Annotated in this window: 26 protein-coding genes; 11 read left to right on the forward strand and 15 right to left on the reverse strand. The window is 34.8% G+C overall.

Annotated elements, in window-relative coordinates; translation table 11 throughout:
* The first annotated feature begins 123 nt into the window (after positions 1-123).
* The 3 genes from DRF58_RS09315 to DRF58_RS09325 all read left to right on the forward strand — a co-directional run bounded on the left by DRF58_RS09315 (position 124) and on the right by DRF58_RS09325 (position 1,927).
* Positions 124-1,059: an NAD(P)H-dependent flavin oxidoreductase gene (locus DRF58_RS09315; RefSeq protein ID WP_116034938.1), complete on the forward strand. Its 936-nt coding sequence runs from the start codon at positions 124-126 to the stop codon at positions 1,057-1,059.
* Between the two features lie 145 nt (positions 1,060-1,204).
* Positions 1,205-1,633, forward strand: coding sequence for a DUF4268 domain-containing protein (locus tag DRF58_RS09320; RefSeq protein ID WP_116034889.1), 429 nt, complete (start codon positions 1,205-1,207; stop codon positions 1,631-1,633).
* A gap of 57 nt (positions 1,634-1,690) precedes the next feature.
* Complete coding sequence (locus tag DRF58_RS09325) at positions 1,691-1,927, forward strand: hypothetical protein (protein ID WP_116034891.1); 237 nt, start codon at positions 1,691-1,693, stop codon at positions 1,925-1,927.
* Here DRF58_RS09325 and pnuC read toward each other — a convergent pair.
* The gene (gene pnuC / locus DRF58_RS09330) at positions 1,913-2,575 is read right to left on the reverse strand and encodes a nicotinamide riboside transporter PnuC (RefSeq protein WP_116034893.1); all 663 of its coding nucleotides are present in this window, start codon (positions 2,573-2,575) and stop codon (positions 1,913-1,915) included. The two genes, DRF58_RS09325 and pnuC, sit on opposite strands and share 15 nt — an antisense overlap.
* Positions 2,576-2,770: 195 nt before the next feature.
* Between pnuC and DRF58_RS09335 the strand changes: the two genes are divergently transcribed.
* The 3 genes from DRF58_RS09335 to DRF58_RS09345 all read left to right on the forward strand — a co-directional run bounded on the left by DRF58_RS09335 (position 2,771) and on the right by DRF58_RS09345 (position 6,451).
* Positions 2,771-4,303, forward strand: a complete 1,533-nt coding sequence (locus tag DRF58_RS09335; protein ID WP_116034895.1) for an APC family permease — start codon at positions 2,771-2,773, stop codon at positions 4,301-4,303.
* 272 nt (positions 4,304-4,575) lie between these two features.
* Positions 4,576-5,586, forward strand: coding sequence for a WD40/YVTN/BNR-like repeat-containing protein (locus tag DRF58_RS09340; protein WP_185144541.1), 1,011 nt, complete (start codon positions 4,576-4,578; stop codon positions 5,584-5,586).
* A 211-nt stretch (positions 5,587-5,797) separates the two neighbouring features.
* The gene (locus DRF58_RS09345) at positions 5,798-6,451 is read left to right on the forward strand and encodes an HAD family hydrolase (RefSeq protein WP_116034897.1); all 654 of its coding nucleotides are present in this window, start codon (positions 5,798-5,800) and stop codon (positions 6,449-6,451) included.
* Between the two features lie 9 nt (positions 6,452-6,460).
* Here the strand turns inward: DRF58_RS09345 and DRF58_RS09350 are convergent, their stop codons facing one another.
* From DRF58_RS09350 to DRF58_RS09415, 14 genes are all read right to left on the reverse strand, one after another.
* Complete coding sequence (locus DRF58_RS09350; protein WP_116034898.1) at positions 6,461-7,642, reverse strand: hypothetical protein; 1,182 nt, start codon at positions 7,640-7,642, stop codon at positions 6,461-6,463.
* A 70-nt stretch (positions 7,643-7,712) separates the two neighbouring features.
* On the reverse strand, positions 7,713-8,555 hold the full coding sequence (locus tag DRF58_RS09355; protein ID WP_245955394.1) for a type 1 glutamine amidotransferase: 843 nt from the start codon (positions 8,553-8,555) through the stop codon (positions 7,713-7,715).
* 72 nt (positions 8,556-8,627) lie between these two features.
* A complete protein-coding gene (locus DRF58_RS09360; protein WP_245955395.1) occupies positions 8,628-8,855 on the reverse strand; it encodes a type II toxin-antitoxin system RelE/ParE family toxin in 228 nt (75 codons plus the stop codon).
* Positions 8,846-9,076 carry a hypothetical protein gene (locus DRF58_RS09365; protein WP_116034900.1) on the reverse strand — a complete coding sequence of 77 codons (231 nt, stop codon included), beginning with the start codon at positions 9,074-9,076 and terminating at the stop codon, positions 8,846-8,848. The genes DRF58_RS09360 and DRF58_RS09365 overlap by 10 nt, the downstream gene beginning before the upstream one ends.
* Before the next feature lie 75 nt (positions 9,077-9,151).
* The gene (locus DRF58_RS09370) at positions 9,152-10,255 is read right to left on the reverse strand and encodes a carboxylate-amine ligase (RefSeq protein WP_116034902.1); all 1,104 of its coding nucleotides are present in this window, start codon (positions 10,253-10,255) and stop codon (positions 9,152-9,154) included.
* Between the two features lie 83 nt (positions 10,256-10,338).
* On the reverse strand, positions 10,339-11,289 hold the full coding sequence (locus DRF58_RS09375; RefSeq protein ID WP_116034904.1) for an ATP-grasp domain-containing protein: 951 nt from the start codon (positions 11,287-11,289) through the stop codon (positions 10,339-10,341).
* Between the two features lie 167 nt (positions 11,290-11,456).
* Positions 11,457-12,170, reverse strand: a complete 714-nt coding sequence (locus tag DRF58_RS09380; RefSeq protein ID WP_116034906.1) for an alpha/beta hydrolase-fold protein — start codon at positions 12,168-12,170, stop codon at positions 11,457-11,459.
* Positions 12,171-12,251: 81 nt separating this feature from the next.
* Positions 12,252-13,457: an ATP-grasp domain-containing protein gene (locus tag DRF58_RS09385; RefSeq protein WP_116034943.1), complete on the reverse strand. Its 1,206-nt coding sequence runs from the start codon at positions 13,455-13,457 to the stop codon at positions 12,252-12,254.
* A 58-nt stretch (positions 13,458-13,515) separates the two neighbouring features.
* Positions 13,516-13,791, reverse strand: a complete 276-nt coding sequence (locus DRF58_RS09390; protein WP_089770050.1) for a hypothetical protein — start codon at positions 13,789-13,791, stop codon at positions 13,516-13,518.
* Complete coding sequence (locus tag DRF58_RS09395) at positions 13,791-14,360, reverse strand: hypothetical protein (RefSeq protein WP_089770049.1); 570 nt, start codon at positions 14,358-14,360, stop codon at positions 13,791-13,793. The genes DRF58_RS09390 and DRF58_RS09395 overlap by 1 nt, the downstream gene beginning before the upstream one ends.
* A complete protein-coding gene (locus DRF58_RS09400; protein WP_116034908.1) occupies positions 14,360-15,769 on the reverse strand; it encodes a M17 family metallopeptidase in 1,410 nt (469 codons plus the stop codon). Before DRF58_RS09400 ends, DRF58_RS09395 begins: the two co-directional genes overlap by 1 nt.
* On the reverse strand, positions 15,762-16,886 hold the full coding sequence (locus DRF58_RS09405; protein WP_116034910.1) for an alpha/beta hydrolase: 1,125 nt from the start codon (positions 16,884-16,886) through the stop codon (positions 15,762-15,764). The genes DRF58_RS09400 and DRF58_RS09405 overlap by 8 nt, the downstream gene beginning before the upstream one ends.
* 231 nt (positions 16,887-17,117) lie before the next feature.
* Positions 17,118-18,872 carry a discoidin domain-containing protein gene (locus tag DRF58_RS09410; RefSeq protein WP_116034912.1) on the reverse strand — a complete coding sequence of 585 codons (1,755 nt, stop codon included), beginning with the start codon at positions 18,870-18,872 and terminating at the stop codon, positions 17,118-17,120.
* Between the two features lie 50 nt (positions 18,873-18,922).
* Positions 18,923-19,333, reverse strand: coding sequence for an acyl-CoA thioesterase (locus tag DRF58_RS09415; protein WP_116034913.1), 411 nt, complete (start codon positions 19,331-19,333; stop codon positions 18,923-18,925).
* A 134-nt stretch (positions 19,334-19,467) separates the two neighbouring features.
* Here DRF58_RS09415 and dnaA point away from each other — a divergent pair, with 134 nt between their 5' ends.
* The 5 genes from dnaA to DRF58_RS09440 all read left to right on the forward strand — a co-directional run bounded on the left by dnaA (position 19,468) and on the right by DRF58_RS09440 (position 25,009).
* Entirely contained in the window at positions 19,468-20,922 is a 1,455-nt protein-coding gene (gene dnaA / locus DRF58_RS09420; protein ID WP_116034915.1) for a chromosomal replication initiator protein DnaA, read from the forward strand.
* 94 nt (positions 20,923-21,016) lie between these two features.
* On the forward strand, positions 21,017-21,457 hold the full coding sequence (locus DRF58_RS09425; RefSeq protein WP_116034917.1) for a low molecular weight protein-tyrosine-phosphatase: 441 nt from the start codon (positions 21,017-21,019) through the stop codon (positions 21,455-21,457).
* A 38-nt stretch (positions 21,458-21,495) separates the two neighbouring features.
* Positions 21,496-22,773, forward strand: coding sequence for a dicarboxylate/amino acid:cation symporter (locus DRF58_RS09430; RefSeq protein ID WP_116034919.1), 1,278 nt, complete (start codon positions 21,496-21,498; stop codon positions 22,771-22,773).
* A gap of 328 nt (positions 22,774-23,101) precedes the next feature.
* Entirely contained in the window at positions 23,102-23,800 is a 699-nt protein-coding gene (locus DRF58_RS09435; RefSeq protein WP_116034921.1) for an SAM-dependent methyltransferase, read from the forward strand.
* A gap of 75 nt (positions 23,801-23,875) precedes the next feature.
* Complete coding sequence (locus DRF58_RS09440) at positions 23,876-25,009, forward strand: AI-2E family transporter (RefSeq protein WP_116034923.1); 1,134 nt, start codon at positions 23,876-23,878, stop codon at positions 25,007-25,009.
* Positions 25,010-25,056: the final 47 nt, after the last annotated feature.

Below are 25,056 nucleotides of genomic sequence, written 5' to 3' on the forward strand. Positions count from 1 at the left end.
AAAACAGAAACATTTGTCATCATATAAAAACTTTCCACATCATATTAGTTTTCCTATTTTTGAAAAAAATAAAAAATGTCTAGTTTCATAGATTTTGGAATTGCCCAAAAACAATATAACAGAATGAATAAAATCACACAACTTTTCGGAACCAAATATCCAATTGTTCAAGGTGGGATGATTTGGCATTCTGGGTGGCGATTGGCTTCGGCAGTTTCTAATAACGGTGGACTAGGTTTGATTGGTTCAGCAAGTATGTATCCTGATATCTTGAGAGAGAATATCAGAAAATGCAAAGAAGCTACGGATAAACCTTTCGGTGTTAATATCGCTTTGCTTTATCCAAATATCGAAGAAATCATTAATATCATTCTTGAGGAAGGTGTGAAAATCGTTTTTACATCGGCGGGAAATCCTAAGACTTATACCGAAACTTTCAAAAAAGAAGGTGTAAAAGTCGCTCACGTTGTATCAAGTGTTAAGTTTGCTGTTAAATGTCAGGAAGCTGGGGTAGATGCAGTTGTAGCAGAAGGTTTTGAAGCTGGTGGACATAACGGACGAGATGAAACTACAACACTTTGCTTAATCCCGAATGTCAGAAAACATATTGATATTCCTTTGATTGCAGCCGGTGGAATTGGATTGGGAAGTCAGATGAGAGCTGCAATGACTTTAGGTGCAGATGGCGTTCAAATTGGTTCTCGTTTTGCAGCGACAATGGAAGCAAGTTCGCATGAGAATTTTAAAAATAAAATTGTTGAACTGAAAGAAGGTGATACACAATTGACTTTAAAGGAACTGGCGCCAGTTCGTTTGGTTAAGAATAAATTCTATCAAGATTTAGAAACTTTATATGAATCTGGAAGAAACGTTGAAGCTTTGAAGGAAACACTTGGAAGAGCTAGAGCAAAACGCGGAATGTTCGAGGGAGATTTGATTGAAGGTGAATTGGAAATCGGACAAGTTTCTGCTTTGATTGATGAAATTCTTCCAGTAGAAAAAGTCTTCGAAAACTTAATTAAGGAATTCAATGATTCAAAAGTGGAGCTTACATTGTGAGAAGAAACAAAATAAAAATAAAAAGAGTCAATTTTGAAAGGCTTCGAGCGCCTCAGCTTGACAAGCTTTAACATTCGATCAAGAAAGAAATGCAGCAAATTGCTCATCATTTATAATTCATCATTAATCATTTATAATTAACAACGTGTTTTCTAAACAAGAAGCTCAACTTTTAAAAACAGAATTTTGGACCGCTTTTGGAAAGGCTTTTCCAAGAAAATGGCTGTTGTATGATACCAAAATCAAGGATTTCTCATTCAAGTTCTATGCAGATAATAAAAAAGCTGAGGTTTCGCTTGATATAGAAATGAAAGATGAATTATTCAGAAATGCTTATTACGAGAAAATTTGGTCTTTGGAATCGATATTAGAAGATGAGATTGGTGAGTTTACCAAAGATGAATTCTATACTTTGAAGAATGGAAAAGTCATCAGTAGAATTTGGGTTGAGAAATCCGGCGTTAGTATTTTCAACAAGCAGACTTGGCCAGATATTTTCGAATTCTTTGTTGAGAAAATGGATGGTTTTGAAAGGCTCTTTTATGAGTATGAGGATTTTATCAAAGATGTTTAGAAATGGGTAAAAGAGAAATACTTTTTACTTAATACAATTATACTTATTACAATAGCAATGAAAAACATTACAATAAAAGCCAACGACTTCTTCGAATTACTGAAGCTAAAAGATCAATCGATGTGGGATATTTTCGCGCAAATGATTGACGACGAAGAAAAAGAAATCGTCTTCCTAAATGATGATAAAGAGTATATCTTTCATTACGTTTTGCCAACAACTCTAGAGAAATTGCAGCACGATAAAGAGCTTTTTGCTAAAGAATATACTGAGAAATTATCAGGACTTAATTAAGTTTTTCTTCCACTCTATATAACCAATGATTGCCATGATAGTGAAAATAATATATTGCAATGTGGTGAATCCAAGTCCTTTATAAAGCATCATAGGTATACAGATAAAATCCGCAACAATCCAGAAAATCCAGTTTTCCAAAAGTCGTTTTGCCATAAAATACATCCCGACAAGGAATAATGAAGTCGTGATGATGTCGGTATAATTTGCCCAATCAAGATGATATAGTCCTAATTGGATATCCTTCATAGAAAACTGATTATCAATAAAAGGTTTGTAATAATATACTGTTCCCACAAAGAGCAAACTTCCCACAAATAAAATACTTCCAATTTGCCAATCTTTCAGGTTGGCTTTTTTGACTTCTACGTGGATGTGATCATCAGAATGTTTGTTCCAGAGAATCCATCCATATATGCTCATTACAGAATAATAAACATTGATTAACATATCTCCCATCAATCCAAAAACATACATGATATAGATGAAAAGTATGGTAGAGATAATTCCTGTAGGATAAACCCAGATATTTTTTTTAATAGAAAAGTAAACACTTAAAGTTCCAAAAATAACGGCAATAATTTCTAGAATAATAAGATAAGTGTCGTAAGAACTATACTGCGCAGTAAGATTTTGCCAAAGATTCATGGTTTCAAAGATAATTATTAATAGTCTAAAAAATCAAGCTACTATTAATAATTAATATAGATAAGTGAAATTAATTACTTAAAAAAAGTTAATGAAAGCAATTTTTTAATACTTTCGTAATTCAAAATAAATAAATAAATAAATAAGAAGAAAACCACCTCGTTTTATACGGGGTAATTAAAAAAAATTAAAATTATGTCGAAAATTTGGACAAAAAAACCAATGAGCGCCTTCGAGGCAGATGTAAAAAGCAGTGAGCTGAAACGTGTTCTTGGAAAATGGAGTCTTACCGCAATTGGAATTGGAGCTATTATTGGAGGAGGTATTTTTGTGTTAACGGGCACCGGAGCTTACTACCACGCAGGACCAGCATTGGCTCTTTCTTTTGTAATAGCGGGGATTGCTTGTGTTTTTGCAGCACTTTGTTATTCAGAATTTGCATCTATATTACCTGTTGAAGGTTCAGCTTATGCTTATGCATATGGGACAGTAGGAGAGATATTCGCTTGGATTATTGGATGGGGGCTTATTCTCGAATATGCAATGGGTTCTATGACAGTAGCTGTCTCATGGTCAGGATATTTTAATAAGTTGCTAAAAATGTTCGGTTTACACTTGCCAGATTATTTGACATCAGACCCTGCAAGTTATACAGGAGAAGGATTTTCTATGAATCTTCCAGCTTTTCTCATCGTATTATTTGTTATTTCTATCCTTATCAAAGGAACAAAAGAAGCCGCAAAAGCCAACAATCTTATAGTGATTATGAAGGTTTCTGCGGTTCTTTTTGTTATTATAGCAGGTGTATTTTTCATCAATGCAGAAAATTGGAATCCTTTTATTCCAGAAGTTGCAAAAGTAATGGAAGGTGATAAAGCAAAGGAAGCTTACGGTATCCAAGGGATAGTTTCTGGAGCAGCTGCTATTTTCTTTGCTTATGTAGGTTTCGATGCTGTTTCTACACAAGCTGGTGAAGCTATCAATCCTAAGAAAGATGTTCCGTTCGCCATCATTACATCACTTTTGGTTTGTACTGTTTTGTATATTTTGGTATCATTGGTTTTAACAGGAATGATGCATTACACGGACTTCAATCCACAAGGTAAATTCCCTGATGCTATCAAAGCGCCTGTAGCTTATGCATTCGAGATTGCAGGCCAAGGTTGGGCAGGTTATATCATTACAATTGCAGCTACAGTAGGTTTGGTTTCTGTATTGATGGTGATGATTATGGGACAATCCAGAATCTTCCTAGGAATGTCAAAAGACGGATTGATTCCAAAGATGTTCAGTGATGTTCATCCAGTGAGAAAAACACCAGCTAAGAGTTTGATGCTTTTAGGAATTGTGATTGCAACTATTGCTGCATTTACTCCTATTAGTAAACTGGCGGATATGACAAGTTTTGGGACGTTGTTCGCTTTTACAATGGTTTGCGTAGCGGTTTGGATTCTTAGAAAAAAAGAACCAAACTTACCTAGAAACTTCAAAGTTCCTGCATTGCCGATTATTGCAACTTTAGGTATTGTTATCAATGTTTATTTGATTTGGAACCTTAGCCACGAAGCAAAGGCTCTATCAACAGGCTGGTTGTTATTAGGAGTTATCATTTATTTCCTTTACAGTATCAGAAACAGTAAGCTTCATAAAGAAGGTTACGGAGAAACTTTAAAAGCAGAACAGCAACCTTTACAAGATATTGACATCGATATCGACAACAAAGACTAACAATACAAATTCCGCTATCATTTAGCGGAATTTTTTTTGGAGCTTGATCCCGCTATCCGCTATATCTTTTTCGTCATTGCGAACGAGGTGAAGCAATCTGTTGAATTTTTTGGCAATCGCAATAACAAAAAAGGATGCCGCTACTATCGGGGCTAGGGATTTTGTTTGTTAATCTAGCTTTTGCAAAATTTTTATTTTAAACATTTAGTGCGATGTCATGCTGAGGTTCCCGAAGCATCTGATAATTTCAAAACTTTCATTATTTTTATAAAATGAAAAAACTAATCCTATTTTCTTTCACGATTATTTCGTCATTTCTCCTGTCTCAAAAATGCACAATCGATACTTTATTGACGGATAAAATAAGCATCCGAGCAATACAACTCTGGGACGGAAAAGTCTGGTATGCGGGGACAGATTCCAAGTTTGGGTATGTAGATTTAAAGAATTTTAATAATAAAAAGCAAATCCGATTGTCTCAAAAATCTCTTCAGTTCAGAACTTTAGCTCAAAACAACAAATATTTTTACACAATTAATATAGAAAGTCCGGCTTATTTTTTTCAAATTGATAAGCAAAATTTACATTCTAAAATTGTTAAAGTTGATACTGTAAAATCTGCTTTTTATGATGCTTTGATTTTTAGTAATAATAATAGAGGTTTAGCGATAAGTGATCCAAACAAAAACTTCAATAGTTTTGCATTTACAAAAAATGGAGGAGAAAATTGGCGCAAAGATGATGGGCATAAAAAGTTAGATTATTATGATGGAGAAGCTCATTTTGCTGCAAGTAATACAAATGTAGCTTTTCAAGATAAAAAAATTTGGATTGCTACGGGAGGTACAAAAGCTAGAATTTTTAAATTGAGTAACTACAGTTGGCAAGCCTTTGAAACACCCTTCACTCAAGGAACATCGTCACAAGGGATTTATTCCATAGATTTTTATGATAAAAACTTCGGAATTGCAGTTGGCGGAGATTATACAAAACAATCCGAAAACATCAATAATATCGCAACAACTAATGATGGTGGACAAACTTGGCAAATCCAAGCCAGCGGACAAAATGCAGGTTATATGACTTGTGTGAAATTCCGGCCGAAAACCAAAGGAAAAGAAATCGTTGCAGTTGGCGATCAACACATCAGTTTCTCCTCAGATTACGGAAAAACCTGGACAAAAATCTCCGACGAAAAAAATCTCTACGCCTGCGAATGGCTCGATAAAAACACTTTGATTTTAGCTGGGAAAGATAAAATCGTTAAGATGAATTTCCAATAATATTTTAAGACATTTAATTTGTATTTCTTATCTGAGCGAAGCGTCTTTGTGAACCTAAAAATATTTTCAATAAATTCAAAAATCTTAGTGTACTTTGTGTTCAAAATTCTGCGTTAAAAACAGATTCCCTACTTTTGCACCGAATTAATGAAACAGGATCAATGAAACACTCCAGTGTTCCATTAGACAAATGAAAATTATAAATCAACTAATGAAAAATACGGTTATTTTTGATATGGACGGCGTGATTGTAGATACAGAACCGCTTCACAAAAAAGCTTATTATCAACATTTCAAAGAACTTGATATCGATGTAGATGCAGAATTATTCTCAAAATTTACAGGGAAATCTACCCGAAATGTGTATCAAATGATAAAAGAAATTTTCGCGATCGATATCAATGTTGAAGATTTAATCCAAAGAAAAAGAACCCTATTTTACGATTTATTCGATTCTGATCCAGCTTTGAAGTTGCTTGACGGAGTAGAATCGTTGATAAAAAATCTTCATTCTGCCAATTTCCAATTGATATTAGCTTCTTCTGCTGCCAAATCTACCATTCATCGGGTTTTTAAGCGTTTCAATTTATTTCCGTTTTTTTCACATCTCGTAAGTGGTGAAGATTTCCCCGAATCAAAACCAAATCCTGCTATTTTCATCGAAGCGCAAAGGCTTTCTGGAAATGAAAAATCCAATTGCATTATCATAGAAGACAGCACCAACGGAATATTAGCTGCAAACGGCGCAGAAATTTTCTGTGTGGGTTACAAAAGCGAAAATAGCAAGAATCAGAATTACGAAACTGCAGACTTAGTCATTCATCACTTTGATGAGTTGAAAGTGGAAGAATTAGAATTGATTTAGGTTTGATTTTTATTTCTCAAAAAACGCCATAGAACTTCCAATCCAAATTGCATCTTTCTTATTAAAATCCACATTCACCATTGCGGCTTTGGTCATTCTAACAAGGTTGACAAGAAGTTCAGGATTTTCTTCTTCAGAATTCCACGCAAAAAGTAAACGGATTTCTGCTTTAGAGAATTCTCCATTGATGTCTTCAAAAAGTGGAGCGTAAGTCACTTTTCTTTGAAGGATGTACTTCTCTTTATCTTCAATTTTATTAATGATTTCTTGAGTCGGATTAAGATTCACACCACTTCCTGCAAATGAGAAAAGCGGTTTTAAAACAAAATTTTCTAATTGTTCAGTTTCAGGAAAATCCGGTAAGAAATAACTTTTCGGAACAAACTCGTGTTTCAGTTTTGGGAGAATATATTTTGAGATTTTGAAAAACCAATTCGGATGCGTAATCCATTCGACATCAATGTCTTCTCGGAAATCAAATTCCGTTTCCAAACCTTCAATTTTATCCAATTCATCAAAAATCACACGATTGTAAATTCTATGAATAGAAACTAATTTTCCATCACTTTCATAGAATAACTTTTTGCCTTGCTTTTTGATTTTCGTCAGACAAACCGTTTTGATTCCAAGATATTGCTCTGTTAAAACAAAATCAATAGCTGTTTTCTGTTTCTCAGGATAGATTTCCAGAAGAATTACATTTTCAGGATTTTCATTTCCAACAATCACTTGTTTCAATTTTTGGATGTATTCATCATTTGGGAGCGAGTTTTTCAGTTCATTCAAAAAAGGATAAACTTCGGTAATCACTTCTTCAAACAACTTCTGAAATCCGAACAAACTCGGAAAAGCCTGTAATTCTATCAACTGCGGAATTACATTTCCATTTTCATCTTGGCAAATTCCAAAATCGATTGCTACAAAATGTGGCTTTTTAGTATCATTCGGAACATTGCAATTCGTCGGAATAGCTTTGCTGAGTTCTTCATCAGACATTTTCTTGATTTGCGAAATAATCGATTGAGAAGCATCATCCAGCTTTTGCCAGAACTCATTTGAAAGAAAAATAGGACTTTCTGATATTCGGAAACCGGCTTCGTATCCCGTTTTCTCTTTTATTAACTCATTGACTTTTTGATATTTTTCCTGAGAAAATTCTTCGTTGAATTGAGTTCTGTATTTTGGAATCATAGTTTAAATTTTGTTGATAGTTGTGCGTTGAAAGTTGTTAGTTTCAAAATAAACTATCAACAGTCAACCATTAACCAAATACTAAATTTTTAGTAATTTGTTCAGAAGCCAGTTGTAAAAATCTTGGGATAATTTGCGCTCTTGTTAGAACGATTTTGTCATCATCGTCCATTCTGTCAATAGTTTCAAGATATTTCTCCATCCCAAAAGTTTCAATCATTGCTTGTTTATTTTTCTCGTCTTCCAGATTTTTGATGAAACCAAGTGGGTCAGCTTCAGGATGAAACTGAGTTCCAAAAATCTCATCAGAAAAGCGAACGGCCATCATTGCTCTTTCCAGATGAACCGTTGGACGGATTTTCTCCAACGCCACGATTTTCATTCCCAACGCATTGATTTTGTCATCATTTGGTTCTATACATTGGTAAGCTCTGGAATCTACGGCATAGAAAGGTTCCGGCAAGTTTTTGAATAAAAAATCTTTTTCGCCGTCTTCGGTTTTGTGAATGGGCATCACACCGAAAGAATATGATTTTCTCTTGCAAACATTCGCAATCCCGAAATGAATAACCGCCAACTGGAAAGAATGACAAACCAGAAATAAATATTTTTTCTGCTCATTAGTTTTGTTGTGTTCCCAGATTTGCGTCAGAAAATCAGCAAATTTCTGTTCCCATTCGTAACCTTCACGATGCGGATTCCCAGGTCCTCCAGACGAAATGAAAATATCAAAATCTTCAATATTTGGCATTTCATTTTTGTAACGAACATCAAAAAGCTCTACAGAAACCTCATATTCCGAATGCTCCTGAAATGCTTTCGAGAGCTCTTTTATGTTTCTCATCCCTTGATTCGGATGATTATTATTCATATCAAGAAGTGCAATTCTCACATCATTTTTACTCATATTCATATTGTCTTTAATAAATTGATTTTTGTTTACCGTCTCTGAAATTAATTATTACAATTTGTTTCTTTTTCGGATTTATTTTGTAAACGATATAGTTATGTTCGTCAACCATTCCTTTATGCAGACGTTTGAACCTAGCATTTTAGGATATAGATTAGGCTGTAATTTGATTCGTTCTATGAATTGATGGATATTGTCTTCCAATCGCAGAATTTCTTTTTTTGTCCAATTTGATTTGATATAGTCAATTGTTTTGAAAAGACCTTTTTCTGCACGATTTGTCCAGACAATTTCTATTTCCATTCATCAAAAGATTTCATTACATCTTGATGAGATTTTACTTGCCCGTTTTCAGCTTCTTTCAGTCCCAGTTCAATGTCTTGATGTTGTTCTTCATTCATTTCTTCCCACCAATCTTGAGACGATTCTTTCTGAAAAATATCTTTTATTTTTTCGAGAACACTTTCTTTCTGAGTATTTAAGAGAAGTTTCATTAGTTCCAATTTGGTTGTTTCAATGCTCATAACCAATCCTTTTTGCAAATTTACAAAATTGAAAATATTTCTTTAATTTATTAAATTACAGAATAAAATTAATAATTACAAAAGTCCCTTCTCAGTTTCGTAAATCATATAATCAACGACTTTTTTCATATCGCCACCGCTTTCGTGGAAAACCTTCAATTGTCTGTCTGCTCCTGTTCCGTTTTTGACAATTTCTCTTGCATATTCAACTTCTTTTCGACAGCCTAAATCATCAACAACATCATCAATAAACGCCAGTAATTCTTCCAGTAAGTCTTTATAAGGTACGCTGATTTCTTTGCCAAAATCGATGAGATGTGCATCAATTCCGTCTTTGGAAGCGCGCCATTTATTCTCTGTCAGCAGAAGTCTTCTGTAACTCCTAAAACTAATATTTTGCTGGTGCATTTTATAGATTTTTGCGACCAAAGATTGCATAATTGCCGCCAGACAAACGGTTTCATCAATCGTCAAAGGCATATCACAAATCCTAAATTCAATAGTAGGGTAGAACGGGTGAACTCTCAAATCCCACCAGATTTTCTTTGCATTATCGATTGTTCCGGTTTTGACCATCAGATTGACATACGCATCAAATTCCGCCACACTGCTGAAATAACTTGGTAATCCCGTTCTCGGAAATTTGGCAAAAACTTCTTGTCTATAAGATTTGAAACCAGTCAACCTTCCAACCCAAAAAGGAGAATTGGTAGATAAAGCATAAACGTGTGGCAAGAAATATCGCATTACATTTTGGATTCTGATTCCTTCTTCACGGTCAGGAATACCGATATGAACGTGCAATCCGAAAATTAAATTCGACCTTGCAACATCGCCCATATCACTTACGATTTTGTCGTAACGAGCGTCTTTTGTAATGATATTATCTTTCCAATGCGAAAATGGATGCGTTCCACCGCCCGAAACTCGCAAACCTTGGTCGTGAGCCGTTTTTACGAGATGTCTTCTGAGGTCGGTCAATTCCTGACGAGCCTGTTGAATGTTTTCACAGATGCCTGTTTCCATTTCTACGACAGACTCGTGCATCTCGTGTTTTAAGTTTTCGCTTAGAACGGCTTTTCCTCCTTCAATGATTTTGGAAACGTGAGACACCAAATCGCGGCTTTCCGCATCTATGATTTGGTATTCTTCTTCTACACCTATTGTGAATTTGTGCATTTTTTTTCTTGTGTTAGTTAGTAGTAGTTAGTTGTATTTTAAACCTTCAAGGTTTCCAAAACCTTGAAGGTTTTATTGTTTTATTAAAGTTTGTTGGTTACAAATGTTCCCCAGTCGATATTGATTTTTCCAGGCTTGTAGTCTTTGGCTTTTTCGATTGCTAATTTTGCAGCGTGTTCTACAATCCATTGGAAGTTTTCTTCTCCAACTGAATTTCTGTCTGCATCGGGCGCTGGATTACAGAAATCAATCGCATAAGGAATTCCGTCTCTTACAGCAAATTCCACTGTGTTGAAATCGTAACCCAAAGCTTCATTCATTTTAATCGTATAATCCGTAATGGTTTTCAACAGTTTTTCGAGTTCTTTTCCTTCGGTTTGATGTGTTGTGGCATATCTCAAATGGTGCGGATTTCTCGGTTCATAAGGCATAATGTGAACGTATTTTCTGCCCAGACAATAAACTCTGTAATAATCTTCGAAAACAATCTCTTCCTGAACCATCATTACCAATTGCTCGGTCTCAGCGTGTTTTGCCCACATATCTTCTGGACTTTCAACTCTGTAAACATTTCTCCAACCGCCACCGTCGTGAGGTTTCATATAAGCCGGAAATCCTATATAATCGAAAATGTATTCCCAATCGTGAGGGAATTTCAGGTTTCTGAAAGACGTTTCCGAAGTATTGGTTGGTCTCTGGTGAGAAGGCAGCAATACAGTTTTCGGCAATGGAATTCCGATTTTGGACATCAATGCATTATTGAAAAACTTTTCATCTGCACTCCACCAAAATGGATTGTTGATAACGTAAGTTCCATTAACTGCAGCATTTTTCAGATAAGCTCTGTAAAAAGGAACGTCTTGTGAAATCCTGTCGATAATCACGGCATAACCATAATCAGCACCTTGTTCTAGTTTGTCTATTAGAACCGGTTCTGCAATATATTCTCCTTTTCCGAGTTCATTTACTTTATCGATAAAAGCCCAAGGAAACGTGTCTTCCATCCCGAATAAAATTCCAATTTTTTTTGCCATAATTTTGTTTTTTTAAGGTCGGAAGACGGATGTCCGAAGTCCGAAGTTTGTATGTTTATTTTATTAATTTAAAACTATTTGCCTCGCTGATTAAGCAAATTAAGCAGATTTTCCATAATTATATATTTGCTAACTCAATAAAATCTGCGAGATATTTATTTTAAAATTTACCCGAAAAATCTTCCAATAAATTTCGGGAAAACCATTCTCCAAAGCACCCAATCGTGATCTATCCATTTTTGCTCATCATACCAGTGATTAATTCCTTTTGATGTTAAGATGCCCGCCATTTTTCTCGTTGGTTCCAAACAAATGTCACGGTCAGATGTACTGAGAACAATATGCATATGCTTATATTTCCAGTTTTCATCATTCTTCACGAATTCATCCGGACAATTGAAATAAATCAGCTGATCCTGATAGCCGTCCATAAAATTCCGGATGTTAAAAGCACCAGACAGACAGAAAAGATGCGAAACCAAATCTGGAAATCTAAACGCAATATTTGCGGCGTGATAACCTCCGAAACTTGCTCCTGCAACAGCTACGCGATGTGTGTTATGCGTTCTTTGGATATAAGGAATGAACTCCTGAACCAAAAACTGAACATACATTTCGTAATTTCTGATTCTTTCATAAGGTGAAATTCCTTTGTCATAAAAACTGAATTTATCAATCGTCTGAACATTGAATAATTTCAAAATTCCATTGTCTGTGAAATGGGAAATACTTCCGTTTAAATGAAAATCGGCATTCTGAGTATAAGACCCCTGAGAAGTCGGAAACATAATAATCGGATAACCAAAATGTCCTGTAACTTCCACCTGAAGGCTCATTCCAAGAATATGTGAATAATAATCTGTATGTGTTATTTGAGGCATTTGTATTTAGTTGCTAGTTATTTAGTTGTTAGTTTTGAGTGAATTTTTTATCATTAACAATTTATAATTCATCATTAATAATCAACTCGTCGGTTTGCTTTTTGGCGGAAGAATATTGAGGATTTGCTCTGTCACGATTGTTGCAGCTTCGTCCAGTCTTTGCTGAATTTTTTCCGAATCATCAGATTTGTAAACAATTCCAACGTGATAATCGATTGGTAAAAATTTTTCAACTTCTTCGCTTTGTAAATTGCGTGTATCAGGATGTTTGTCTTTCGCCAATGCAATGATCAATCCGCCAAATAATTTCTGAGTTTCCTCAACAGAATATTGAGTTCCGTCTAAAAGTGCATTTTCCAATTTCGCCCATTCTCGCCAAATATTAACACCAGTTGCAGCTTCCACCATATCAGGAATGTGAGCACCACCAACTCTGGAAGACGTTTCAAGGAAATAATATCGTCCGTCAGTTCCTCTGATATATTCGCTGTGAGTTGCCCCGTTTTGAATTCCGAATTTTGTCAGAACTTCTCTGTTGATTTCGTTCAGACCTCTTGCTTCCTCCGAATTTTTATCCAAAGTTTTAGTACGAAAAACACCGCCTTCGTGAGAAACTTTCATTGGTGGAGAAAGATATTTTGAATAACAGGAAAACACAATTTCCTTATTATAAACCAAACAATCCACGTGATAAACATCGCCGGGTTTGAAAGATTCTAAAAGAAATTTATAACGTTCATCGCCAAGATTTTCCACAGCTGGCCAAAGTTCATCAACAGAATTGATTTTCTTGATTCCACTTGCCGAAGCTTCGGAACGAGGTTTCAAAACCCAAGGTCCGGGAACATCCTGTGTAAATTGATGTAGTTTTGCATCATTGAATATCGAGGAAAATTCTGGAACAGAAATCCCGTTGTCTTTTGCCTGCTGACGCATTGCCAATTTATCACGGAAATAGCGATGCGTTGTCTGTCCCATTCCTGGAATACGATAGGTTTCCCGAATCATCGCCGCTTTTTCTACATCAAAATCATCCAATGCAATCACCGCATCAATCTGATGATTTTTCATCAAATAAGCGAATCCCTGAACCAAATGGTCAAGATTCCAAACTGAAGGTTCCAATTCAGGCATATAATAAACTTCATCTATTGCGTGCCAAGGCCAAGGTCTTTCCTTCAAGTTTTCCGAAGTGATTAGAATGACTTTGTTGCCGAGTTTTTTGCACTCGTCCATAAAATCGTAACCTTTGTAATAACAGGAGATGCAGACAATCGTTTTTTCCATATTCATATTTTTTGTTGGAAGTCAGAAGTCGGATGTCCGAAGTCTGATTTGTTATTTTTTATTTCATTTCATTTTTTAAAAGGATTTTGTATCCTTCATCTGCAATTTCAGCAACGTGAGCTTTATTTTCATTGATATAAAATTCTTTGTATTCATCAAGTAATTGATTCAAATCGATTTTATTATCTCTGATTTTTTGTAATATTTCAAGCTTCTTTTCCATCGAGGTTTCATTATATTCGCTAGAATTCGGGTCAAACAATGTTCTAAGAGTTCTATGTTTCCAAAGATTTCCGTTTGAAAATATTTTATCTAATTTCTTTTGATAATGCATTATTTTGGTTCATAAAAATTAAAAAATTCAAATTCATCAACAATTGGGAAATTACCGGTCTTTTTTCCTCGATGTTTGTTTTGATATTGTAAATAAGTTTCATAATCAGAAATTTTACTCCAAGCTTTAGGTTTTTTTTCTTCAAACATTCCTTTTTGTACATAACTGTCTATTGGAATGTGAAAATATTTTGCATTGAGTTCTATTCCATTAATTCTATTTTCTCCGAAGAGTAGCCAATATTTTAGAGTCATATTAATCCATTTTTGTGTTTGTCCAAAAGAAAGTTCTTCCCAAATTTTCTTTAAATTATGAGAAACTTTTCTATGAAAAATATCAAATTCTTCTTGACTTTTTAATTCTTTTTCAGTTAATTTTTTTAGTTCTTCAATAAGAAAATTTTCGGCATTATTTTTTAATTCGGAACGATTTTCATCTTTTACGGGTAAAGTTCTGCTGAAATCTAAAAAAGCTCTTATTGTTCCAGCTTTATAGAAGCCATTTTTGGTGTTGAAGAAAAGTCTTATATAAAAATCTTCTCGTAAGTTTTCTTTTAAAATTGTGTTCATTAGTTATTATAGTTTTCAATTAAATCTAATAAAAGCTGAACGCCATAACCGGTCGCCATTTTATCTTTAGCATAACCAACATTGCCAAATGCAACGCCTGCAATATCCAGATGCGCCCAATTTTCGTGTCCTTCTATAAATTGTTCCAGAAATTTCCCTGCAATAATGCAATCTCCAAAAGGTTTCATTGAGATATTTTTAAAATCCGCCACATCAGAAGTGAAATCATCTTTCCAAATATCCCAAAGCGGAAGATTCCAAAGCCTTTGATTGGTTTTGTCTGCAGATTTTTCCACCTTGATTTTAAAATCATTATTGTTCGAAAAATAAGCACCACAAGTGTAACCAAACATTCTGACTGAACTTCCTGTGAGTGTTGCTAAATCTATCAAAACATCGGTTTTGTAATTTTTTGACAAGTAAGAAAGTCCGTCTGCTAAAGTCATTCTTCCTTCTGCATCAGTATTTAGAACTTCAATAGTTTTTCCATTGTAAGCCGTCACAACATCGCTCGGCAAATACGCATTTTCCGAAACTGCATTGTCCGTAATCGGAAGAATAGCGATGATATTGACTTGAAGTTTCAGTTCTGAAGCTGTAATCAAAACTCCTATCACTGCACTAGCTCCGCCCATATCGCTCTTCATATAATGCATATTGTCAGACGGTTTGATGGAAATTCCGCCTGTGTCGAACAAAACGCATTTCCCTACCAATCCGAAGGTTTTAGCATCATCTTTTCCGCAATTGTATTCTAAAATAGTGAAAGATGCTTCCTGCGAACTTCCTTGATTAACTGCAACAAATGCTCCTAAGCCTTCTTTTATAGACTCTTCTCTGTTGAATGCTTTATACTTCAAATCATATTTTTCCGCAGTCGATTTTAGAAAATCTGAAATTTGATTTACTTTTTTATGGTTGGCAGGTTTGTTCAGCCATTCCATTCCGGCAAATTGTCCGTTGCAAAGCGCTGCTGTTTTTAAAGCTAAATTTTTTCCTTCTTCCTCAGAAATATTTTCAAAATGAAGTTCAAAATTCTCCTGCCAAAACGGATGCGATTTTTCAAAAGGGTAGAGGTAAGTTCCCAAAAACAGACCTTTCACAAATTCTTCCTTCAAATCCAATCCTAACTTTGAATGAACAGAAGTTGGAATTGCTTGCAAACTTTTTTTGTAATCATTAGCAAATTTGTTGGCAATAGCTTGAATTTCGAATCCTTTTGAATCTTTCCCAATTCCAATGAAAAAATCAAATTTATCCGAATGAGTTTTGATGAAAACTTCATTCTTTTTTCCATTGAAGAATAATTCAACATTCGGATGCGAGTTTTTTTCCTGTTCCCAATCGTCTTCGCTGAACAGATATATATTTTGAGTTGTTGATTCTTTTTTATTGTAAATTTTAATCATTTGTTTGATTTTCTAATTCATTTTTGGCTTTCACAGGACTTTCCAAACTGTCGATGTAAAGCCATTCCACTGCTCTTGGAAATTCCTGAGACCAGAAAAATTCCTGATGCGTTCCTTTGTCGCTGATGTTGGTTCTCACTTCAAAATCGAATGATTTCTGAGCTGTCAATTTTTTCAAAGCTTTTTCAAATAATCTGATTCTGCCAACCATTCGTGAACCTTCTAATCTTCCGCCGTAGAGATAAACTTTAATCTTATAAGGATTCGTGAAGTTTATCATTGGAAAATCATTTTCGGGCTCAACCCAAAGCGACGGCGAAAAAATTAATAACTTGGAATAAACTTCAGGATAAAGAAATCCACCATAAATGCTAATCAACCCGCCTAAAGAACTTCCACCAATTCCTGTGTTTTCTCTATCTTTTTTAGTTCTATAATTTTTATCAATCCAAGGTTTCAAAGTATCTGTGATGAATCTCAGATATTTTTTTCCTTCCGCATTTTTCGTCACATCTTCGTTATCGAAAATATATTCCTTGATTCGGTCATCGTTTCCGTGTTCAACAGCAATCACAATCAAATCTCCGCGACCATATTCTGCCAACAGTGCCAGTTTTTTATCGATTTCCCAATTCCCGTAAGCCGAACCTTCATTAAACAAATTCTGCGCATCCTGAAGATATAAAACCGGATAACTCTTCTCAGAATCGTAATAATCATAAGGCAAAAGCGCCCAAACTTTTCTGGTTTTGTCGAGCTGAGGAATATAAAATTCTTCATCCACTAGTTCTACAATCGGGAAAAATTCTTGTTTGAAAGGTCCCCAATTCAGTCTCCATTTTTCTACAGAATCTTGTGTTTTCTTATTCTCTTTCTTAGTTTTTCTGTTCGGAGTGATATTGTTGTATTTATCAATCTCTACATTTTCCCAACCGCCTTTTGTGAACTTATATTCTATTTCATCATTTAAAAGTTCGTCAGAAATATTGATGTAATAATTATTCTCGTTCAATTTTCCCAATTCAAATTTTGAATCTTTCGGATTCCACTTATTAAAATTACCGGTAATAAAAATCGGTCGGTCATCATTATCTTCTGATGTCAGAAAAAACTCCATTTGCTTTTAAAATTCTTTTACTGTTATAAATTTATAAAATTATTTCAATTAATTAGAAATTGTTGAGTGTTTTTCTTTTAAAATTTAAGTTCATTAACGAATATTAATTTAATTTTAAAAAACATTGAATTAATAAAAATTTATTATTTCGAAATAATAATCATAAAAAATAAAAAAGCTTTCGAAGATTGACTCCGAAAGCTTGAATTTTTGTTTGAAAAACTTTAAAATTTATTCTGATTTTACAACCTCTGTTCTTTCAGAGATTCCATTGGCGTTAAATGCCTCAATTTGAAAATAATACGCATCTGTTCTGTCTGCTCCTGTGAAGAAATATTCATTCTTGCCATAAACCATAATGCTTCCATATAATTTATCCGGCGATTTTCCCCAATAGATGACGTAGCCATCTGCGTCAGTGTTTTGTTGCCATTTGAACCAAATACTTCTTCTCTCGCCATATTTTTTAGGGTCAGCTCGCAACGGAACGAAGTTTTGAACTTTTCCAGGTTTTGTTCCGGAGCCTTTTCCAAAAACTCGGAATCCACTCAAAGTGAATTTTCCTGTTGGCATTTTCAGGTTTTCCATTTTCAAGAATCTTGCTTTTGCAGGCGTTTCCAATTCTACGTAATCGTGCGGAACATCGGTTTGGTTTTTTGATTTGTCAACAATGACTTTCCAGTTTTTGCCATCGTTAGAACCATAGATTTTATACTGATGCATTTTGCCGAGCGTTTTTCCCATAAACTCAACATCTTGGTCGGCATAATTAATTTGAATCGCATTAATCGTAGAAACTTCTCCCAAATCTGTCTGAAACCATTCTCCTGAATTTCCAGTTTTAGCCGACCAATATGTTTTAATATCTTCATCCACGGCAAGATTCGGTTGGTAACCACCTAAAGTCGAAGAAACTTGGACTGGCTTATTATAATTGAGCAACATCCAGTTGGTAAATAACCCTTTTGAAAAATCTTTGCCTTGTGCATATTGTGGTAAAAGAGTAGGATAGTCTCCATAAGCTGTGTTGGTGTACATTACATCATCTTTGTCAAATCCAGTTGGCCAGATTCCTAATCGTCTTTCAAAATTGTTCTTTGTCGAAATGAAAATCGTGGAAACGTGCCACCAATTATTGAAATTATCCTGAAACGTTGCGCCGTGTCCGGCGCCTCTCGCAAAACCACCTGGTTTATAAGAAAACGGATTGTGTTGCTGATATTCAAAGCCTTCTAAAGGATTTTTGGAAACATAAACTCCGTCAGAATAGCCACTGAACTCTGTTGCTGGCGCACCATATTGCATATAATATTTGTCCTTATATTTAGTAAGCCAAGCACCTTCTACAAATGGTTGAAGAAAAACATTATCATTGTATTCTCCAAATCTTTCCCAGCCGTGGTCTTCTGGTTTTAACCTTAAAACTGGTTTTACATAACCTTCGGATTGTAAAGTTTTAGTTTTGACTTCAGTTCCAAGAAGTGGCCACTCGTTGCTAGAACCCCAATAGAGATAAAGTTTGTCTTTGTCTTCATCATAATGGAAAGCAGGATCCCAAGCGCCAACTTTCAAAGTGTCAACAGCAATTTTCCAATCGTCTTTTGTAGGGTTAGTACTTTTCCAAATCGGGAAATCCTGTTCCCAGGTTGAGCCATAGACGTACAAAGTGTCTTTCATGGCCCAAACTGCTGGCGCGTTCAGGTCGTGTGTATATTTATTATCTCTCAGGAATTTTCTTTTTACAAATTTCCAATCCAACATATTATCAGAATACCAATAACCTTCCTGATTTGTAGAAAACAGGAAAAGTTTTTTCTGGAAATTCACAATCACTGGGTCCGCAGTTGCGCGATGTTTTCCTTGTTTTGAAAAAACTTCGAATGGAGTATAACCATAATCTATATTAATAGGGTTGCAATAAGTTTTTTGCTGAGCAGAAAATAATGATATAATAGATAATGAAACTATTGCTAGTAATTTTTTCATTGAAAATTATTTTAATCCCGAATATATTGAATTTTTTATGAAGAACAATTTTATTCCTTCCAATTCTTGTTGATTAAATCCAAAAGGAAATCAGGACATCTTACAATTTTATTCGTTTCGGCATCCAGGAAAAATAGGGTAGTGGAGGCTTCTGTAATTTTTACTTTATCTTCATTGTAAATTTCATAATCAAATTCAATTTTAACGCCCGGGATTTTTTTGACGTAAGTTTGAATTTCTAGAAGTTGATCATAAAGTCCTGGTTTTAAATACTTAATTTTATATTCGGAAACGGGTAAGAAAATTCCTCTTTTTTCTATCTCGTCGTATGAGATCCCAAGTGTCCGGAAAAGCTCAACTCTTGCGACTTCAAAATATTCTGCATAGTTGCCATAATAAACATATTTCATAGGGTCGGTTTCTCCGTAACGTACTCTTATTGAGTGTGTTGTGTGTATCATTTCAAGCTCTTAATAATTCATACAAATATATTTTTTAATAATCAATAGTGAAAAAATTTTTTTAAGAAAATTAATAATAAGATATTTGTTGCCTTCATAAAAACGAAAATCCCACCGAAAATAGCAGCAGAAAAATGAACGAAAATTTAGTATTGATTTGGGATAGGTGTCTCCAATTTATGCGGGATAATCTAAACGCAACGGAGGATAACACAGACCTCAAAAAGTTAGAAAATTCTTTCGACTTATTGTTTGATAAAGTTCAGCCAATTTCTTTGGTGAACAATAATCTTACGTTGCTTGTTCCTAGTGATTTTTACAAAGAATATATCGAGGACAATTATTTGTCTTTACTATCTGCTGCGCTTAAGAAAAATATTGGTAAAGGTGTGAAGTTGTGGTATTCTGTGATGGAAAACAAACCATCAGGAAAAGAAAAGCCAATTACGATGAACGTAAAAGGTATATCTACACAAGCACCAAAAATCCAAGAAGCTAGACCTGTTATTAGAGAGAATAACGTAAATCCTTTTGTGGTTCCTGGGATCAAAAAAGTAAACATTGAGTCGAACCTTAAAGCTGATCAATCTTTTGATAACTTTATAGAAGGAGAAAGCAACAGATTTGCTTCTACTGTTGCAAGATCAATTGCAAAAAGACCTGGTTCTACGGCTTTTAACCCGTTATTTGTTTATGGAGGTTATGGTGTTGGGAAAACACACTTAGCTCAGGCTATTGGACTTGAAGTTAAGGCTACTTTTCCTGAAAAAGTAGTTCTTTATCAGTCTTCAGAAAAGTTTATTCAGGATTTTGTGAAAGCGGCTAAGTCTCAGAATAAAACAGATTTCCAGCATTATTATCAGATGATTGATGTGTTGATTATCGATGATATTCAGTTCTTGTCTGGTAAAGCGGCAACTCAGGATAGTTTCTTCCATATTTTTGATTATTTGCATCAAAATGGAAAACAGATTATCTTGACTTCCGATAAAGCTCCAGCTGATATTCTGGATACTCAGGAAAGAATTATTTCCCGCTTCAAATGGGGACTTTCTGCAGAAATCAAATCTCCAAACTTCGATACAAGAAGAAAAATTATTGTTGATAAATTAAATCGTGATGGAATCGAATTAACAGAAGATATGCTAGATTATCTGGCTTCTGAAGTTAAAACAAACGGAGTAAGAGAGCTAATTGGGGTTGTAAATGCGGTTATTGCTTACTCAACAGTTTATAAATCTGATTTTAGCCTTGATTTATTAAAAGATACAATTAATAAACTAGCGACAACTCAAAAGAAAACTATCAATATTCCTTATATTCAGGAAGTTGTTTGCGATTATTTTGGGATTCAGAGAGAACAATTGTTGTCTAAAACCAGAAAAAGAGAAATTGCTTTGCCTAGACAATTGGCAATGTATTTTGCGAAAGAATATACCAATGCAACATTTACAAAAATCGGTGAAGAAATGGGCGGAAAAGACCATTCAACTGTAATGTACGCTTGTGACACGATCCGAGACGTTTCCAAAATTGATAAAGAATTGAAGAAATACATCAAGGACTTGAAGGAAAAAATTGGACAATAACAATTTAAGGATTTAATTAATTTTAAATCCTTTTTTTTTATGTTAAATTTAAAGTCATTTTACATTTTACATTATACATTATACAATTTTAAAGATGAAAATACTAATGGTCTGCCTTGGGAATATTTGCAGAAGTCCTTTAGCAGAAGGGATTTTGAAATCGAAACTCGATGATAATTATTTCGTGGACAGCGCTGGAACCATCAATTATCACGAAGGCAATGGTCCCGACGAACGTTCTGTAAAAACTGCTTTCAAAAACGGAATTGATATTTCGATGCAAAAATCAAGACCCATCAAAAAATCGGATTTGAATGACTTTGATTTGATTTTCTGTATGGACAAAAACAATTACAAAGATGTTTTGAAAATGGCGGACGATTCTCAAAAGCATAAAATCAGATTGATTCTCGATAACGAATTGGAAGTTCCGGATCCGTATTATGGCGGAATCGACGGATTTGATAAAGTTTACAAAATGCTCAACGACTCCTGCGAAATAATCGCCAAAAAAATCAAGAACAAGACCATATAATTCACAAACAATTCTAAATTTGTAGGATAAGTCTTTTTATGAATTTGGACATTGAACAAAAACCTATAAAACCGAAAAAAATCTATCAGTTACTCTATATTCAGGTGCTGATTGCGATTGTTTTCGGTGTTTCTCTCGGTTATTTTTATCCCAATTTGGGTGAGAAAATGAAACCTCTTGGCGACGGATTCATCAAGCTGGTCAAAATGATTATTGCGCCGGTAATTTTCTTAACTGTTTCTACAGGAATTGCCGGAATGAGCGACCTTAAAAAAGTTGGAAGAGTTGCAGGAAAAGCATTTATTTATTTTTTTACATTTTCAACTTTAGCGTTGATTATTGGGATGATTGTCAGTCATATCGTTCAGCCGGGAAAAGGTCTTAACATCGACCCAAGCACTCTGAACGGTGCGGAAATTGAAAAATATGTAAAAGCGGCTCACGACAATTCGTTGGTCAGTTTTATTTTCAATATTATTCCAGAAACCTTGTTCAGTCCATTGACTGGCGATAATATTCTGCAGGTTTTATTAGTGGCAATTTTATTTGGAGTGGCTTTAGCTGTGACTTCGGAGAAAAGTCAATCAATTCAAGATTTTCTTCAAACCTTAACGATTCCTATTTTCAAAATTGTGGAAATTTTGATGAAACTAGCTCCAATTGGTGCTTTCGGAGCAATGGCTTTCACAATTGGGAAATATGGTGTTGAATCGCTCAAAAATCTGGCAATGCTCGTCGGGACATTTTATGTGACTTCGGCGCTGTTTGTTATTTTAATTTTGGGGAGTGTTGCTTGGTATAATGGATTCAATATTTTCAAATTTCTGAAATATATCAAAGAAGAGATTTTTCTAGTTTTAGGAACAAGTTCGTCTGAACCTGCACTGCCGGGATTGATGAAAAAGATGGAAAATGCAGGCTGTGACAAAGGCGTCGTTGGCTTGGTAGTTCCTACGGGTTACTCTTTCAATCTCGATGGGACCAATATTTATATGACGTTGGCGGCGTTGTTTATTGCGCAGGCTTGCAATATAGATTTGACTTTGGAACATCAGATTGGATTGCTTTTGGTCGCGATGCTGAGTTCCAAAGGTGCGGCTGGCGTTACAGGTGCAGGATTTATCACGTTGGCTGCAACTTTGGCGGTCGTTCCCGAAGTTCCGATTGCAGGGATGACTTTGATTCTCGGGATTGACAAATTTATGTCAGAATGTCGAGCTTTGACCAATGTGATTGGGAATGCGGTTGCAACAGTTGTCGTTTCCAATTGGGAAAATCGATTGGATAAAGACCGATTAAAAGAAGTTTTGAATTAAATTTGTAATGATTTAAGTTTGGGCAGCTTAATCCGCCTTCCGCTCCCAATCTTTTCACTCCACTGCGTTGCGTAAAAAGGATTTCCGCTCAAGTCGGGCTGCGAGTGATTCAACGTTAATAGTGACATTGGAAACGGAAGCGTTAAGAAATATTGAAAAAATTGCGTTAAGAAAAATCTACTGTTTGAAGCTGTGGTTGGAAAAGCGGCGGCAGCGAGTTTAGATTTTTTAGTAATTTATTCAATATTTTAGCTGAGTTTCCACAGTCTTGAATTTTTGGTTCTTTTGTTTCAAGACAAAAGAACATAACATAATTAATAAACTTAAAATGCTATACCTTTTACCAGCTTATCTTTCCGAAAATTCTCCAGCAGATTTTTTTGCACCAACAATCAAAGACATCATTATGAATGTTGATCATTATTTTGTAGAGAACGAGAAAACAGCTAGAAAAGTCATCAAATTTTTTGCTCCCGAAAAAAAACAACCGGATTTGAAATTATTTCTACTCGACAAATATTCTGAAACGGCAGATTTGAAAGAAGCACAAAAGTTGATGAAAGAAGGCGTAGATTTCGGATTACTTTCAGAAGCTGGTTTGCCTTGTATTGGCGATCCCGGAAATATAATGGTGGGTTGGTCTCACAAAAATAACATTAAGGTGATTCCGGTTAACGGTCCAAGTTCATTCGTTTTAGCTTTGATTGCAAGCGGATTCAATGGACAGCAATTTTCTTTCAATGGTTATTTGGCGATTGAAAAAGATAAGAAGAAAAAGGAAATCCAGCATTTGGAAAATCTGGTTGAAAAAACTGGATTTACACAAATTTTTATGGAAACACCTTACAGAAATAATCCATTGTTTGAAGATTTGACCAAGTTTCTCAACCCAAATACAAAGTTGTGCATCGCCGCCAACATCAATGACCCAGAAACAGAATTTATCAAAACAAAAACGATTAACGATTGGAAAAAAGAAAAGCCCGAGTTACATAAGATTCCGGCAGTTTTTCTAATCGGAAAATAAATGTAAAAAGAAGTTAGATATTAGAGGTTAGAATTTAGTCTAATTTCTAACTTCTAAAAACTAAAATCTAATAATATGAATCAAACTTATCCTTTTTATCTCAAGTTATCTTGTGTTCTTATAAGCATCGTTGTTTTAGGATTCTTTGCAATTATTGGTGAGCAGATTTTTGTTCCGATGATTTTGGGGTTACTTGTTGCGATTTTGCTGACACCACTTTCTCGTTTTATGGAAAAAAGATTGAGATTCCCTAGAAGCTTGTCTTCTATTGTTGCAAGTCTTTTAGCTTTAGCAATTATTGGAGGTGTGATTTACGGAATCTCGATGCAAGTTGCGAAATTATCCAATGATTGGCCTCAGTTTCAGAAGCAATTTATCACTTTGACGGATGATTTGCAAAGTTGGATTTCCAAGACTTTCGGAGTCAGAAGACGCGACCAATTGGAGTATCTGAATGACACAGCAAAAAAATCAATTAGTACAGGAACTGCGATTTTGGAAAGTGCTTTGAAATCGATTGGTTATATCTTGATGCTAACAGGTTTTACGTTTTTGTTTGCTTTATTTTTCCTTTTGTACAGAACGCATCTTTTAAAATTCTTGGTGGCAAGTTTTACAGAATCACATCATAAAACAGTTTTTGAAGTAGTTCATAGTATTCAGTTTATGGTGAAAAAATATCTCGTTGGATTGTTTCTGCAGATGATTATTGTAACGATTTTATCTTTGATTGCTTACACGATTATCGGAGTTAAATATAATTTTATGCTGGCAATCATCACAGGAATACTGAATATTCTTCCTTATATCGGGATTTTCATTGCTTTGTTGATTGGTGCTTTGATTACGTTTGCGACGGCAGGAATTAGTCACGTTTTGTTTATTGTGATTGCGATTGTGGTGATTCACGCGATTGACGGAAATATCATAATGCCAAGAGTTGTCGGTTCCAAAGTGAAAATCAATTCTTTGATTGTTATTATTGGACTTGTAATTGGTGAAATGCTTTGGGGAATTGCGGGAATGTTTTTGACGATTCCGGTTTTGGCGATTCTTAAAATTATTTTTGATAGAGTAGAAGGTCTCCAGTCTTGGGGTTTCCTAATGGGTGAAGATGATGAAGTCCCGGTTTTCAAATCGACTTTTGATAAGTATTTTCAAATGAAAAAGGCTGAGTTGAAGTCTGATGAAATTATAGAAGAAAATTAACCAAAAATGACACAAATTTATTTCACTAATATCCGCAAGTTTTATAA

This window comes from Epilithonimonas hispanica (assembly GCF_003385395.1).
GTDB lineage: Bacteria > Bacteroidota > Bacteroidia > Flavobacteriales > Weeksellaceae > Epilithonimonas > Epilithonimonas hispanica.